12 protein-coding genes and 1 riboswitch are annotated in these 15450 nt (G+C 69.8%); of the genes, 7 read left to right on the top strand and 5 right to left on the bottom strand.

Annotation, left to right across the window (positions count from 1 at the left end):
• Positions 1–25 precede the first annotated feature (25 nt).
• On the bottom strand, positions 26–1039 hold the full coding sequence (locus AC6JA9_RS22610) for a formylglycine-generating enzyme family protein (RefSeq protein ID WP_223749090.1): 1014 nt from the start codon (positions 1037–1039) through the stop codon (positions 26–28).
• Between the two features lie 236 nt (positions 1040–1275).
• Here AC6JA9_RS22610 and aspD point away from each other — a divergent pair, with 236 nt between their 5' ends.
• From aspD to AC6JA9_RS22585, 5 genes are all read left to right on the top strand, one after another.
• Entirely contained in the window at positions 1276–2943 is a 1668-nt protein-coding gene (gene aspD, locus AC6JA9_RS22605; RefSeq protein ID WP_223749089.1) for an aspartate 4-decarboxylase, read from the top strand.
• A 36-nt stretch (positions 2944–2979) separates the two neighbouring features.
• Positions 2980–4146, top strand: a complete 1167-nt coding sequence (locus AC6JA9_RS22600) for a type II asparaginase (RefSeq protein WP_223783367.1) — start codon at positions 2980–2982, stop codon at positions 4144–4146.
• 24 nt (positions 4147–4170) lie between these two features.
• The gene (locus tag AC6JA9_RS22595; RefSeq protein WP_497957804.1) at positions 4171–5310 is read left to right on the top strand and encodes a hypothetical protein; all 1140 of its coding nucleotides are present in this window, start codon (positions 4171–4173) and stop codon (positions 5308–5310) included.
• A 110-nt stretch (positions 5311–5420) separates the two neighbouring features.
• Positions 5421–6311, top strand: coding sequence for a hypothetical protein (locus tag AC6JA9_RS22590; protein ID WP_223749086.1), 891 nt, complete (start codon positions 5421–5423; stop codon positions 6309–6311).
• A gap of 111 nt (positions 6312–6422) precedes the next feature.
• Positions 6423–7751 (top strand): DUF1254 domain-containing protein, encoded by a 1329-nt coding sequence (locus tag AC6JA9_RS22585; RefSeq protein ID WP_426746306.1) that lies wholly within the window; start codon positions 6423–6425, stop codon positions 7749–7751.
• A gap of 218 nt (positions 7752–7969) precedes the next feature.
• Here the strand turns inward: AC6JA9_RS22585 and AC6JA9_RS22580 are convergent, their stop codons facing one another.
• From AC6JA9_RS22580 to AC6JA9_RS22570, 3 genes are all read right to left on the bottom strand, one after another.
• Positions 7970–8827 carry an SMI1/KNR4 family protein gene (locus AC6JA9_RS22580; RefSeq protein WP_223749084.1) on the bottom strand — a complete coding sequence of 286 codons (858 nt, stop codon included), beginning with the start codon at positions 8825–8827 and terminating at the stop codon, positions 7970–7972.
• A 358-nt stretch (positions 8828–9185) separates the two neighbouring features.
• On the bottom strand, positions 9186–11009 hold the full coding sequence (locus AC6JA9_RS22575; RefSeq protein WP_497957803.1) for an aspartate:alanine exchanger family transporter: 1824 nt from the start codon (positions 11007–11009) through the stop codon (positions 9186–9188).
• Between the two features lie 108 nt (positions 11010–11117).
• Entirely contained in the window at positions 11118–11837 is a 720-nt protein-coding gene (locus AC6JA9_RS22570; protein WP_223749082.1) for an outer membrane beta-barrel protein, read from the bottom strand.
• 179 nt (positions 11838–12016) lie between these two features.
• Between AC6JA9_RS22570 and AC6JA9_RS22565 the strand changes: the two genes are divergently transcribed.
• Both AC6JA9_RS22565 and sugE read left to right on the top strand, forming a co-directional pair.
• On the top strand, positions 12017–13723 hold the full coding sequence (locus tag AC6JA9_RS22565; protein ID WP_497957802.1) for a SulP family inorganic anion transporter: 1707 nt from the start codon (positions 12017–12019) through the stop codon (positions 13721–13723).
• Positions 13724–13827: 104 nt separating this feature from the next.
• Positions 13828–13887, top strand: a riboswitch (guanidine-III (ykkC-III) riboswitch).
• Between the two features lie 18 nt (positions 13888–13905).
• Positions 13906–14232: a quaternary ammonium compound efflux SMR transporter SugE gene (gene sugE / locus AC6JA9_RS22560; protein WP_223749081.1), complete on the top strand. Its 327-nt coding sequence runs from the start codon at positions 13906–13908 to the stop codon at positions 14230–14232.
• A gap of 6 nt (positions 14233–14238) precedes the next feature.
• Here the strand turns inward: sugE and AC6JA9_RS22555 are convergent, their stop codons facing one another.
• Positions 14239–15300, bottom strand: a complete 1062-nt coding sequence (locus tag AC6JA9_RS22555) for a hypothetical protein (RefSeq protein ID WP_223749080.1) — start codon at positions 15298–15300, stop codon at positions 14239–14241.
• Between the last annotated feature and the right edge of the window lie 150 nt (positions 15301–15450).

Raw genomic sequence — 15450 nt, 5'->3', positions numbered from 1 at the left:
TTTTTCCGGGCGGAACGTTGGCGTCTCACGCGTCCGAGACATGGACGACACATCGGAATCCGATGTGCGAGGTTCCGCTGTCGATGGACTGCGGCGAGCGCGCGGCGGGGCGGTAGCGCAGGCAGTAGTTGGATGCGCAAAGGTGGCTGCCGCCCTTGAGGACGCGGCGGGGGATGCTCACGTGCGGAAGGCTCGGGTCCAGGCTCTTGCCGCTGGAGGCGGGGCCGCGCGGGTTGACGGGGATGCAGCACGCCTTGCCGCCGTTGCCCTGGTGGCGCTCCTGATACCAGTCGCAGGTCCACTCCCACACGTTGCCCGCCATGTCGAAGAGCCCATACCCGTTGGGTGGGAAGCTCCCGACTGGCGAGGTCCCCTCGAACCCATCGGTGTTCAGGTTCTGCCAGGGGAACTCTCCTTGCCAGATGTTGGCCATCTGCTGGCCTCCCGGAGAGAACTCGTCGCCCCAGACGTACACCTTGCGGTCCAGGCCGCCGCGGGCCGCGCGCTCCCACTCGGCCTCGGTGGGCAGGGCCTTGCCGGCCCAGGTGGCGTAGGCCTCCGCGTCCTCATAGGCGACGTGGACCACCGGGTGGCGCTCGCGGCCGAGCCACGTGCTGCCGGGCCCTTCCGGGGTCTTCCAGCAGGCGCCGGGGGTATAGGCCCACCACTGCGTCAGGTCCTTCAGGCTCACGCGCCGGGCCGTCTTGCGGAAGACGAGTGAGCCGGGCACGAGCAGCTCCGGCGTGGCGCCGGGGAAGTCGTCCGGATTCAGCGGACGCTCGGCGACGGTGACGTAGCCGGTGGCCTCGACGAAGCGCGCGAAGTCGGCGTTGGTCACCGTGTGGCGGTCCATCCAGAAGCCGCTGACCGTCACCTGGTGCGCGGGCTTCTCCTCGGGATAGTGATGGTCGGAGCCCATCCAGTAGGTGCCGCCCGGAATCCACACCAGGTCCATGGCGGGTGCGTCCTTCTCCGCCACCTCGTTGCGCGAGACGGGGGACTGCAGGCCCTGGGTTTCACCGACGACATCCACGCTCATCCGCCGCCTCGCTCTTCGTCTGTCCACACCGGTGGAGGGGCACGCTCGTGGCCCCAGGCGGCAAGCTGGGTGGCTTCGTCGCGCGGGACAACCGGGCCCCGCGGGGCGGGGCGACCGAGGGGCCCCGGGCGCTCGGAGGCACCCGGACCTGCGAGCGCCCGCGGCGTGTCCGCCTTCGGATTGGCGGCGTGTGCACGCGTGGACAACGTCCTGTCGCCAACGTGCAGGAGGGGCTCATGGAGACGAGGACCGAGACGGAGACGCGCGTGAGGGAGCAGACGGACACCACCACGCCCCGCGAGCTCCACAAGCTCAGCCCCTTCGAGCTGAAGGACACGCTCATCGAGATGGCGGACGAGTCCGCGAAGACGCGCGCGGCGGTGATGCTCAACGCGGGGCGGGGCAACCCCAACTGGATTGCCACCACGCCGCGCGAGGCGTTCTTCCTGATGGGGCAGTTCGCGCTGAGCGAGAGCCGCCGCACCTGGAACGAGCCCGAGGTGGGGCTGGCGGGCATGCCGAAGTCACCGGGCATCGCCCGGCGGCTGCGCGGCTTCCTGGACGCACAGGAGGACAGCGCGGCAGTGAGGCTCCTGCGCGACTCGCTGGAGCACGGCGTGCGCGAGCTGGGCTTCGACGAGGACGCGTTCGTCTGGGAGCTCACCGACGCGGCCATCGGCGACAACTATCCGGTGCCGGACCGGATGCTCGTCCACGCGGAGCGAATCGTTCAGTCCTATCTGGCGAAGGAGATGTGTGATGGCCGTCCGCCGCCGGGGCGCTTCGACCTGTTCGCCGTCGAGGGCGGCACCGCGGCGATGACGTACATCTTCCGCTCGCTGATGGTGAACGGCCTGCTCCAGAAGGGGGACACCATCGCCCTGGGCACGCCCATCTTCACGCCCTACCTGGAGATTCCGCGCCTGGAGGAGTTCGACCTGCGCACGGTGGACATCCGGCAGAGCGAGATGACCGAGGAGGGGCGGCACTCATGGCAGTATCCGGAGTCGGAGCTGCGCAAGCTGGAGGACCCGCGCATCAAGGCCTTCTTCGTGGTCCACCCCGGCAACCCGGGCGCGACGGCGATGCGGCGTGAGTCGCTGGACCTGCTGGTGGACATCGTCCGGAAGAAGCGGCCGGACCTGCTGCTGCTGACGGATGACGTGTACGGCACGTTCGTGGACGGCTTCCGCTCGCTCGCGGCGGAGCTGCCCCACAACACGCTGCTCGTCTACTCGTACTCGAAGCACTTCGGGTGCACCGGCTGGCGCCTGGGCGTGGTCGCGCTCCACGAGGACAACATCCTCGACGACATGATCGCGCGCCTTCCGGCCGCCCAGCGCGAGATGCTCGAGGAGCGCTACGGCTCCATCACCCTCGAGCCCGAGCGGCTGAAGTTCATCGACCGGATGGTGGCGGACAGCCGCGCGGTGGCGTTGAACCACACCGCGGGCCTGTCCCTGCCGCAGCAGCTCCAGATGTCGCTGTTCTCGCTGTTCGCGCTCCTGGACAAGGACGACGCGTACAAGAAGCGCTGCCGGCGCATCTGCCGCGAGCGGCTGGCCGCGCTGTACCAGGGCCTGGGCGTGGACCTGCCGGAGGACCCGCTGCGCTCGGCGTACTACCAGACGCTCGACCTGGAGGCGTGGGGGCGCAAGCACGTGGGGAAGGACTTCGTGGAGTACGAGGAGGCGCGGCATGACCCGCTCGACATCGTGCTCGCGCTGGCGCGCAGGCATGGCGTGGTGCTGCTCAACGGCAGCGGCTTCGAGGGGCCGGAGTGGTCGGCCCGCGTGTCGCTGGCGAACCTGGACGACGAGGCCTACCCGCGCATCGGCCAGGGCCTGAAGGACATCGTCATCCGCGCCATCCAGGAGTGGAAGGGGCGCGAGCTGGACTCGTGAGCGCGCGAAGATTCCCACCTTCGACGGAGGCCCATCATGAATGGCTCGAAGAACTCGATGCGAGGACTGTTGTGCGCGGTCGGCCTGCTGCTGACGGGCGCGGGCATCGCCGCGCAGGAGGGCTCGGCGCGGCCCACGTCCCCAGGCGCGGAGGCGTCGTCGACCCGCGGGGCCCCGGCGGACACGAAGGCGAAGGACGGCAAGGACGCGGCGCCGCTGCAGTCGGTGCGCATCCTGGCGACGGGCGGCACCATCGCCGGCTCGCAGGGCAACCCCCAGGGGTATGGCTACAAGGCGGGGGCCTTCAAGGTGGCGGACCTCATCAAGAGCGTGCCGAACCTGGACAAGCTGGCGCGGCTATCCGGTGAGCAGGTGGTGAACATCGGCAGCCAGGACATGAACGACGCGGTGTGGCTGAAGCTGGCGAAGCGGACCAACGAGCTGCTGGCCTCGCCGGACGTGGACGCCGTCGTCGTCACGCACGGCACGGACACGCTGGAGGAGACGGCGTACTTCCTGGACCTGGTGGTCAAGAGCGACAAGCCGGTGGTCCTGGTGGGCTCCATGCGGCCCGCCACCGCCACCAGCGCGGACGGGCCGGGCAACCTCTACAACGCGGTGGCCGTGGCGGCGTCGCCGGAGGCGAAGGGGCGGGGCGTGCTCATCGTCATCAACGACGAAATCCACGCGGCCCGGAACGTGACGAAGACGAACACCACCAACGTGGAGACCTTTCGCAGCCTGAACCGCGGGCCCGCGGGCGTGGTCAACACGGGTGACATCCACTGGTTCGAGAAGATGGACAAGCGGCACACGGTGGACTCCGAGTTCTCCATCGCGGGCGAGAGCGCGCTGCCGCGCGTGGACATCCTCTACGCACACGCGAACATGAGCCCGGACCTCATCGACTCGGCGGTGAAGAACGGCGCCAAGGGGCTGGTCATCGCGGGGGTGGGGGATGGGAACATGACCCAGCCCGCGCTCGACACGCTGGCGAAGCACGTGAAGAAGGGCGTGGTGGTGGTGCGCAGCACGCGCCTGCCGAGCGGCCTGGTGCTGCGCAACAACGAAATCGACGACGACCAGAAGGGCTTCGTGGCCTCGGGCGAGCTGAACCCCGCGAAGTCGCGCGTGCTGCTCCAACTGGCGCTGCTGGAGACGAAGGACCCCACGCGCGTCCAGCGGATGTTCGAGGAGTACTGAGGCCCTCCGCCTCGCGGTGCTCCCATGGTGGGCTCGCAGACGCTGTCGGACTTCTCGCTGGTGAGGGGCGGTCCATTCCAGACGCTGGGACGGCGGCTGCGCGGTGTCGAGCCGCGCCGCTCCGGCCTCTTCGCGCTCGTGCTCGCGTTGGGGTGCTGGGGGCCGCTCGTCCTGATGACGTGGATGCAGGGGGGCGACGCCCCGCGCCTGCTGCTTCGGGATCTCCAGGTCCATGGCGAGCTGCTGCTGTCGCTGCCGGTGCTCGTGGCGTCGGGGCCCTACATCGACAGCCGCCTGGGCGCGGCGGCGCGTCAGTTCCTCCGGGCGGACCTGGTGGGCGAGGGGGGACGGGGCGCGCTGGAGGCGCTGGCCCGGAGGTGCACGCGGTGGTGTGACTCGGCGGGCGTGGAGCTGCTGCTGCTGGGGCTGGTCATCGCGTTCGCGTGGCTCACCTCGCCGGACCCGTCGCGGGCGTGGCAGGTGTCGTCCTGGGGCCAGCCGTCGCTCGCGGGCGGCTGGTACCTCTGCGTGGCCCAGCCGCTGGTGCGCTTCCTGGTGCTGCGGTGGCTGTGGCGCGGAATCGTGTGGGCGGTCTTCCTGCTGCGCGTCTCGCGGCTTCCGCTTCGCCTGGCCTTCACGCACCCGGACCAGTCGGGCGGCCTGGGGTTCCTGGCCGTCTGTCAGGCCAGCTTCGCGCCGGTGGTGTTCGCGGTGTCCGTGCCGGTGGCGTCATACTCGTTCCGGACGAACGCCGCCGCCATCACCGAGTCCCCGCTGGTCTACATCATGCCCCAGGTCCTCTACGCCGTGCTGGCCTGCCTGGCCGTCTTCGCGCCACTGGCGTGCTTCTTCCGGCCGCTGGTGGCGGCGAAGCGGCGAGGGGACCCGTGGTTCTCCGCCGTCGCGGCGCACCACTCGCGCGAGTTCGAGGACCGATGGTTCCAGAAGAAGCCCGAGCTCCCCGCGCTCGGCGCGCCGGACTTCTCGTCGCTGGCGGACCTGGGCTCGTCCTTCATGGTGGCTCGCAAGATGAAGCTGTTCCCGTGGGACCAGCGCGGGCTGCTGGCGGTGGGAGGGGCCGGGCTGGCGCCGCTCGTCATCCTGCTGATGGTGGACCGGCAGTTCCTGGCGGTGGTGAACCAGCTGCGCCAGAGCATGAGCTGAGCGGCGGCCTGCGCTCGGGTGCCTGTCCGCCGAGGACTGTCGGCAGGGGGCGGACGTGAGGATATCCAACGACGGCGGCCGGTGTGCATGCCGCTTGGAAGGAGGCGGGCATGCTCAGGACCCTGGCCGTGTTCGTGCTGGGCAACATCGTCACCCTGTTCATGTTCACCCAGGGCCTGGAGCGAAGGCCCGGTGACATCCGGCACGTCCTGGAGCGCCCGGCGCTGTATGCGCGCTCGCTGCTGGTGGTGCTCCTGCTGGTGCCGTTGGTGGCCATCGCGTTGGTCCATGTCTTCCGGCTGCCGACGGTGGTGGCCAGCGCCGTGCTGCTCATGGCCGTCTGTCCGGGCGCGCCGCTCCAGGTGAACCAGGCCCGCTCCCTGGGCGCCAGCAGCACCACGTCCCTCAACCTGTTGTTGCTGCTCAGCCTCTGCGCGCTGGTGACGGTGCCGCTCTGGGTGCGGGGCGTGGACCGGCTCCTGGGCGTCGAGTTCAGGGCGGCGCCGAGCCTGGTCTTCCGGCTGCTGCTGGTGAAGATCGTCCCTCCGCTCATGGTGGGAGTCGCGGTGGGGCACTACTTCCCGAGCCTGGCCCGGACGCTCGCGCGCTGGTGTGGTCGGGTGTTCAACGTGCTGCTCATCGCCGTGTCGGTGGGCGTGCTCTTCATCGTCGGTCCGAAGCTCATCCACACCGCGTGGCTCGCGGTGGTGGCGTTGGTGTTGCTGGTGACGATCTCGGCCGTGCTGGGACACTGGGCGGGGGCGCCGCGAATGGAGGACCGCAAGGCGGTGGTGCTGGCCGCGGCCTTCGCGCACCCGGTGTTGTCGATGACCATCATCACCCAGAGCTATCCGAACTACCGGGCGCTCGAGGTGGCGGGCGTGGTGGGCGCGTACGTCGTCATCCGCGTCCTGGCGCTGACCCCGTACAAGCTGTGGGTGAAGCGCCATGGAGAGTCCGAGGGCTCGAAGCGGGTTCCTCCGGGTGGCGTGCCGGCGTAGCGGGCTCACCTCCTGTCGTCCGGCGACGGTGTTGCCCGGGTGGAAGTGGCGGCTCAGCTTGCGGGCATGAGCCGGGCTTCGGACCCGGCACCCACGCCATCGAGGTGAGTCATGTTGGAGCAATCGACCACGGGGCTGTCGCCCCAGGAGGCGCGAGACATCGCGCGTGAGGCGTATGTCTTCGGCCTGCCCCTGGTGGAGCACTACCGGCTGTTCGCGCTGAACTTCCGTCCGGAGTCGCCACAGCTCCGGCCCGCCAACCAGTTCCTGCACTTCTCCCGGCTGTTCACCTCCGAGGACCGGGAGGTCGTCTCCCCGAACAACGACACGCTCTACTCGGTGGCGGTGTTGGACCTGCGAGGCGGGCCCGTGGTGGTGGAGACGCCGGAGCTGAACGGGCGCTACTTCTGCATCCAGCTGGTCGACATCACGACGAACAACCTGCCGTACATCGGCACGCGGGCCACGGGCACGGCCCCCGGGCGGTTCGTCGTCTCGGGGCCTGACTGGACGGGGCCGCTGCCCGAGCCGCTGAAGGACGCGAGCATCATCCGCTCCGACTCCTGGTTCGTGGCGGCGCTGCTGCGCGTCGGCGTGGACGGTCCGAAGGACCTGGCGGCCGCGGTCCCGCTCCAGCGGGAGTTCAAGGCGACGCCGCTCCACGTGTTCTCCGGGCAGCCGGCGCCGAAGCTCCCCGAGGTGTCGTGGCCTCCGTACTTCGATGACAAGGCGGACGCGTCGCTGAAGGCGTTCGAGTACATCAACTTCATGATGCGGTGGCACCGCTTCTCCGATGCGGAGCGACCGCTGCTGGCAAGGCTCGCGCGCGTCGGGGTGCGCCCCGGGGAGTCCTTCGACGCGAAGTCGCTGCCACCGGACCTCCGTGACGCGATGCTGGCGGGAGTCCGCGAGGCCCGCGAGTCCATCCAGCAGCGGCCGATGCTGCATCAGGGGTGGGAGCTGCCGGACCCGAAGGTGGGTGACTTCGGCGACGACTACGCGCTGCGCGCCCGCGTGGCGTGGAACTACCTCTACGCGAACTCAGCGGCCGAGGCCGTCTATCCCATCACCCACCTGGATGGCGCCGGCCGTCCGCTCGATGGGGCGCGTGCCCGCTACGTGCTGCGCTTCCCGAAGGAGGCGATTCCTCCGGTGCGCTTCTTCTGGTCCCTCACCGCGTACGACGCGAAGAGCCACATGCTGGTGGAGAACGACATCCACCGGTACTCGCTGGGAGATCGCTCGCGCACGTTGAGGCGGTCCGAGGATGGCTCCATCTCGTTCTTCCTCCAGAGCACGCCCCCGGAGGCCGCGCGTCAGTCCAACTGGCTGCCGGTGCCCACAGGGCCGTTCTATCTCCTGCTGCGGCTCTATGGTCCCACCGAGGCCGCGCTCCGGGGGCGTTATGTGCCTCCAGCCGTCGAGGCGCTGAACGACTGAGCCCCGGCTCCGCGGGACGACGCGAGTGTCGTCCGTTGACGCTCGCGCCGTCCCTGGCGGCCGGGATGTCCGCCCCGCGGGGTGGGGCGGATTGTCGGCCCTCGTATCCGTCCGGTCAGCGACGGGGCGTGATGTGACGTTGGCAACCAGCACAGGTGCGAAGGCCCATGGACCGAGGCTACCCGTGAGCCGTGGTGGTTGACCTCGAGCCGCCGACGTCAGGCGCGAACGACGCGGCCTCGGTACACGCCCAGCATGCTCAAGTCGTCGGGGGCGCGCGGCGGGCGGTCCTCGAACGTCCATGCGTTGTCGAGCAAGAGGCCGTCCACGCTGGATGCGACGGTGCTCGTGTCTTTCAGCGGGCCGCCGATGGCCCGCGAGGCCACCGCGAGCGCCTCCGGCTCCCAATCTTCTGCTCCTGAGAATCCCCACACCCACCGATTGGCGTCGACCTGAACATAGAGGTTCCAGAATGGGCGCATCGCCGCGCCGAGGGTGCACACGACGATGGCGTCGCCGATCCCCAGCGCCCCCACATGGACCGCGCTCTCCCTGCTCCACCCGCCGATCCGCATCAGCGCCCCCTGCTCTCGAACGGGCTTGCTCTCCCAGGTACGCAGTGCGCTGGCCACGAGTGCCGCGAGCGAGGGCGCCCAAATGGGGCGCGAGGCGTCGTCGTGTCGGTACTCGACCAGCTGGCCGGCCTCGGTTCCCGACAGCACATACGCGACGTGGTCGCCGTTGCCCTTTGTGAGCACGGGAACCCAATGTTCGGAGAACCGCGCACCGTCACTGTCGAACCCGAGGAGAAACCGACGAGTCGAGATCGCCTCGACGCAGCCCATCATCGAGTAAACGCTCGAGCCATCGAACGACACCAGCGCGGTCCCATCGTGCCAGCTGAACAGGGCGCGAAGGTCGCCTGGCAGTGCCGTCCCGAGCTCGGCCTCGAGCCCGGCCAGCTGCTCGGGCGCAGCCGGCGGTAGGAACGAGGCGTGCCCCCCGGGGTCGGCGCGGCGGATGGCCACATCGAGACGTTCGAGAGCGCGGACGAGCTCCTTGGGAGGCTGCGGCATCGAACGACATCACCACCGGAGGGATGCTGCGTCAAAGATCTCCGCGAATCAGACGCGAGAGCCCGCGGCGACCTCTCGATCACCGCGGGCCGTCGGGTGTGCAGGCGGCTCAGCGCTCGGGGTCGGTAACCGACCGATGGGAGACGTCCGACGGATGCACTCGTCCACTCGCACCGCATGGAAGCCGCGCGTGGAGGTCAGGGGCGCCGATGCTTGCCTGACTTCAGGAGGAGTCCGGCGCGAAGGAGGAGGACGGCTGCCAGCGGTGCGGCAGCAACTCGTCCAGCGAAGTCCAGCAGCGCCTGTCGGGCGGCGCCGTCGTTCCACGAGGGAAGGGGCTTGCTCATGGCGTCCTCACTCAGCCCATCAGGGCGAACAGGTAGCAGATGAGGGTCAGCAGCAGGTTGGAGATGGCGAACGTCACCGGGTAGCCGATGGCGGGGACGATGCTCTTCGACGCCTCCTGCGCCGCCCGCATACCGGCGCTGTTGCACCGGGCTCCCGCGATGGCGCCCATCAGCACCGCGCTGTTCATCTTGAAGATGTACTGGCCCACCACCCAACCGATGATGGGCGGGATGAAGGCGGCGATGGAGCCGATGATGAGCGTGGGCCCCAGGAGGCCGCCCTCGATGGCGTGCGCCACGCCCGCGCCGGAGTTCAGTCCGAGGATGGCGATGAAGACATTCAGCCCCACATCCTCGAGCAGCTGACGCGCGGACTCCGGGAACGGGCCGCCGAGCGCGGGGTTGTGCGTGCGCAGGATGCTCAGGCCGATGCTGACGATGAGCAGGCCCACCGCCGAGCCCAGGCTGAACTTGATGCCGTAGAGCGGAACCGTGATCGCGCCGAGCAGCGCGCCCGCCGCGAGCCCCAGGCCCAGGGTGATGATGTCCGTGGAGAGGCTCGGCTTCACGGGCGGACCGAGCACCTTGCGCAGGTCCGCCACCCGCTTGGGGCTGCCGGTGATGCGCAACACGTCGCCCTTGTTCACCACCTGCTCACGGCTGACCGGCAGCTGGTCACCCGCGCGGAACAGGGCGTTGAGGTAGATGCCGTGGCCCATGCGCAGCGCGAGCTCTCCCAGCGTCTTTCCGACGACCTGCTTGTCGTGGACGATGAACTCCACCGTGTCGAACTTCACGTTGCGCAGCTTGGAGTCGTCCACCTCCGGGCCGATGTGCGGCCCACCCGCCAGCAGCAGCGACACGGGGCCGAGCATCGCCACCTCGTCGCCCCGGCTCAGCACCAGGTCCGGCGGCGGGTTGTAGACGCGGCCGTCGTGGTAGACGCGCTCGATGGCCACGCGAGGGTGCGCATGGTCCAGGTCCGCCACGGTGCGCCCCTCGAGCGCGGGGTTCTCCACGCGGAACACCCGCAGGTCCAACGGCATGTAGCCCCGGATGAACGAGTCCGCCGTGCCCGGCAGCGGCGCGGAGTCCTCGCCCGCCAGCTCCTTCTCCATCTTCTTGCCGTCCGCCACCGCGTCGCGGCCGAACATCTTCGGCATCACCGACATCATCACGGTGAAGAGCACCATGCTGATGCAGTAGAGGAACGCGTAGGACGTCGTCAGGTTCCCGGGCGCCTGCCGCGCGGCGTCCCCCGTCAGCGCCGCCGGGCCGCTCGCCAGCGCCGCCTGCGCCGCGCCGAAGCCTGGCGTCGCCGTGTTCGCGCCGGAGAGGATGCCCGCGAGCAGACCGGGCGCCAGGTGCGTGAAGTACCGCGAGGCGTAGACCAGCGCGGCCGACAGCAGCGGCACCAGCAGGGACAGGAGGATGAGGTGCTTGCCCTCGCGATGGATGCCGCCGAGGAACTGGGGACCCACCTTCATGCCGATGGCGAAGATGAAGAGGTTGAAGAACACCGTGCTGGTGAACTCCGGCAGGGCGTATTCGATCTGGTAGGCGTCGAAGGCCCAGAAGCTGACGATGAGGGCCAGCAGCAGCGTGGCCGCCGTGGAGCCCATGCCCACGCCCTTCACCTTCAGCTCGCCGAGCGCGTAGCCGACGGCCACCACGAGGAAGAGCAGGATGAAGGGCTGCCGGCGCATGTAGTCCAGCACCACGCCGAAGACGCCGTGGGGGTGGGGTTGCACGGCGGGCGCCGGCTGACCCTGTGCGAAGGCGATGACCGCGAGGCCCACGACGGCGGCGCCCGCGAGCAGGGCGGTATGGCGCATCTGGCTTCTCATGCGTGCATCCCTCCAGCGTTTCCGGTCAGGGTAGGGCGCCAGGCTCCTCGCCGGACGTGCCCCACGGGGAGAGGCGGCCGACGCGTCGGCCCGTCGTCAGAAGCGCAGCCCCAGGTTGATGGGCAGGTACTGGCCGTTCGCTCGGCGCGCGCCCGTGGCCGTCTGGTACTCGGGGCCGAAGATGTGGTGGTAGCGCGCCTCCAGATACACGCGCACCGTGCCGTAGAGCCGGTACGTGAGGCCCACGCCGCCATTCACGCCGATGTCCGTGGAGCTGCGCGAGTCGAGGATGACGTCCACCGGGACGACCTCCGTGTAGCAGGTGAAGAAATAGGGATCACACACGGGGACGAGCCCCGTGCCGGCGAACTGGGTGAGCTCCACCTTGCGGTAGTAGAGGCCCGGTCCCGCCGTCACGTAGAGCCCGAGACGCCTGCCCGACAGCAGGCCGAGGAAGAGGTTGAGGTCTCCGTACTGCATGATGTGATCGCCGGAGACGCGCTCGTCGGGCAGGACGTCGCTCTTCAGGTTGTAGTCGCTGTACTGGTATTCGGCGCGGAGGCCGAAGTGCTCGGTGAAGTGGTAGCCGCCGCCGAGCAGGAAGCCCCAGCCCGCCTTGAAGCGACTGTGTGATTCGCCGACGGGGAAGACGAGGCCGACCCCCAGGTTGAAGGTGAAGCGCCCGGCCATCGGCGGCGAGTCCTCCACGAAGCCCGCGGCGGGGTCCTCCGCGACTTGTCTCAGCGGACCTCCTCGCGCGACCCAGGGGACGAGCAGCGAGGACAACAGCACGAGCCTGGCGATGCACCGAGGCATGCGACCTCCTCACGACATGGCTCGCTGAAGCTGGGGACGTGGTGCCCTGGGGGCCGCGCGCGGCGCGGGCTCGTGGCTCCCTCTCGCGCCGGGTCGTCGTGGCGTGTTGGACAGCGTCGCCCGGCTGCCCCTCCCCCGGGGCCCGTGCCGCGGCGGGCCCGAGGACACATCGTCGAGGCGTGACGAGGCTCACGGCGACAGCAGGCTGGCGACGGGCCCGACGGTACGTGCCGGGGCTGGGGTGGATGTCCACCTACTCGCGGGCCTGGCTGCGCCCGGACCTGCTCTCCGCGCTGACGATTGGCGCGATGCTGGTGCCGCAGGGACTGGCGTACGCGCAGATTGTCGGCGTGCGCCCGGTCACCGGCCTGTACGCGGGCGTGGCGGCCATGCTGGCCTACGCGCTCTTCGGTCCCTCGCGGCACCTGATGCTCGGGCCGGAGGCGGGCGCGGCCATCATCGCCGCGAGCGCCCTGGGCGGCGTCGTGCCGGGAGACGACCCCGCGCGGTATGCGTCGCTCGCGGCGCTGCTGGCGCTGATGGTGGGGCTGTTGAGCCTGGCGGCGGGCCTGCTCAAGACGGGAGCGCTGGCGGACTTCCTCTCCAAGCCCATCCTCATCGGCTATACGAACGGGGCCGCGCTCATCATCATCGGCAGCCAGCTGGCGCGGATGTTCGGCCTGGAGCGGCGGGCCGAGGACTTCCCGGGGCAGGTGCTGGAGGTCGGCCGCAACCTGCACGGCATGCACCTGCCCACGGTGCTGTTGGGGGTGGGCATCATCGGGTGTCTGGTCCTGCTGAGGCAGTGGCTCCCGAGGCTGCCCGGGCCGCTCATCCTGGTGGTGCTCACCACCGTGGCGGCGAGCGTGTTCCAGCTCCACCACGCGGGGGTGAAGGTGGTGGGGCCCATCGCCTCGGCGCCGCCGTCGTTCGGGTTGCCCCGGGTGGGCTTCTCGGATGTGCGGGCCTTGCTGCCCGCGGCGCTCAGCCTGGCGCTGGTGAACTACGCGAGTTCGGTGCTCGCGGGGCGGCTGTATGCCGACAAGCACCACTACCGGCTGGACGGGAACCAGGAGCTGCTCGGGCAGGCCGCGGCGAACGTGGCGTGTGCCTTCACGCAAGGGTTCCCGGTGACGGGAAGTGACTCGCGCACGGCGGTCAACGACGCGATGGGCGGGAGGTCGCAGCTGGTGGGCGTGGTGGCCGCGGTGCTGGTCGCCGTGTTCGCGCTCTTCTTCACGCCGCTGCTCCAGAGCCTGCCGCTGGTGACGCTGGGGGCCATCGTCATCGTCGCGGCGGTGTACCTGGTGGACGTGTCCTCGCTCGTGGCCCTGTGGCGGATGCGGCGCGTGGAGGCGGTGCTGGCGGTGGTGACGACGGTGGCGGTGCTGGTGCTCGGCATCCTCCAGGGCATCCTCGTCGCCGTCGCGCTCGCGCTGGGGGACCTCATCCGACGTGCCGCGCATCCCCACGACGCGGTGCTCGGCGAGCGCGAGGGCGTGTCCGGGTGGCACGACGTGACACGGCACGAGGGCACGCGCACCGTTCCGGGGCTCCTGGTGTATCGCTTCGATGCGCCGATGTTCTTCGCCAACGCGCGGCACCTGCGCGAGCAGGTGCGCGTCCTGGTGGCCCGGGCGTCCCCTCCCGTGCGCGAGGTGGTGCTGGACGCGAGCGCCGTGTTCGACCTGGACGTCACGGCGGCGGAGGGGCTGGAGAAGCTGCGCCAGGAACTGGAGGACGAGGGCATCGTCCTGGTCATCGCGGACGCGAACGCGCCGCTGCGAGGCATGCTGCGGCGCACGGGGATGATGGAGCGACTGGGGGAACAGAACGTCTACCTCACCGTGGAGGCCGCCGTGGCGCGGTTCCAGGCCTCGCATTGACGTGGGGCCCCGGCCGGCCGCCCGCCTGGGGAATGAAGGGGGATTCGAGGACGTTGAAGACAGAGGGGCGAGGCGCTATAGACCTCGCCGTCCGTCGTTCCCAGGGTGGGTTCGGCGGGCCCGGACGAGGTGCGCCGTACCCGGTCACGACAAGACGACGCTCATCTCTGGAGTCGTACGTCATGGCGTGGATCATTCTCGTCATCGCGGGTCTGCTCGAGGTGTGCTGGGCCATCGGCCTCAAGTACACCGAGGGCTTCACCCGTCTTGTTCCCAGCATCCTCACGGGCACGGCCATCGTGGCCAGCATGTTCCTGCTGTCCACGGCGGCGAAGACGCTGCCCATCGGCACGGCCTACGCGGTGTGGGTGGGCATCGGGGCGCTCGGCGCCGCGGTGCTGGGCGTGGTGCTCTTCCATGAGCCGCTCACCCCGATGCGCATCGTGTTCCTGTCGATGCTGCTGGTCGCCATCATCGGTCTGAAGGCGACGAGCGGCGCGGACCCCTGACGGGGCTCACCAGACGTAGCGCAGGATGAGCTGTCCATAGGACAGCGTCGGGTCTCCGGAGCTCTGCTGCGAGCCCTCGTCGCCGTAGCCCCGCTGGGGCTCGCCATTCAGCATCACCACCGCGCCCAGGCCGAGCTGGAGGTTGGCTCGGCCCGAGTAGTAGACGCCGAGCCCCAGCGAGCTGTTCTTCAACGTCCGGTCCGAGCGCCCGAGCTCCTCCTGGCGGCCGGTGCGGAACAGGTACTCGCCCATCACCGCCACCGGCACCGACGTGGTGGGGTAGAGGTCCAGGGCCGCCGCGAGCGAGAAGAAGAAGCGCACCGCGTGGGTCTTCTGCTCCAGGCGGTCCCCGAGGATGCGGTCGAACGGCCTGCGCTTCTGCCAGGCGTACTCCGCCAGCGCCGAGCCCTGCAGCGAGAACATCCGCCCCAGCGTCTGCGCCGCGTAGACGCCGCCGTTCGCCGTCGTCTCCTCGCTGGGGACGAACAGGAACTGTCCCAGGCTGCCGTTGATGATCTGCTCCACCGTGACCTGGGGCGTCTCGACGATGGCGTTGATGAGGGGCAGCAGGGTGATTTCGCGCCCCTTGTCATAGCCGAAGTTCGCCCGGACGGAGACCTGCGTCCCGCTGTGCTCGCTGCGGAACAGCCGCACCACGCCGCCCACCTGGCCCAGCAGGTCCACCGTGGCGCCGGAGGACAGCAGGCCGTCCGCGTTGGTGCCGGTGATGATGGTGGCCCGGCCGAAGCCCGCGATGCCCAGCCAGTCGGTGATGCTCAGGCTCAAGTCCAGCGTCTGCTGGACACCGGTGAGCGTCACGTCCAGGGGCTGCAGGTCATTCACCGGCACATCGGGGATGTCATAGAGCGCCAGGCCCTCGCGGATGCCGACGTGCGAGGTGACGAACGCGCTCTGCTGGAGGATGGGGAACACGTAGGTGTGTCCCGCGAGTTGGCGGGTGCGCGCGCCGCAGGGCTCCTGGCAGGACTCCGCGCCCGAGGGCGCACCCGCCGCGACTCCCGCACCGAGCAACAGGCCCACGCCGAGGCTTCGAAGAAGGGTCTTCATCTCGGGGAACGTGGGGAACGTGGCCACTGCGGACCATTGCCCCGCGCGCGCGGTCAGCGTCGCGACGAAGACAGCCCACGGGTGGACGACGCGAGCGCCGTCGTTCCACGGACATTGATGGGCGGGGAGTTCGAGCTCGGTGCTCTGCGT

Source organism: Myxococcus sp. MH1, from assembly GCF_059738865.1.
The sequence above is the reverse complement of the archived record's forward strand: the minus strand, read 5'-3'. Positions and strand labels throughout refer to the sequence as shown.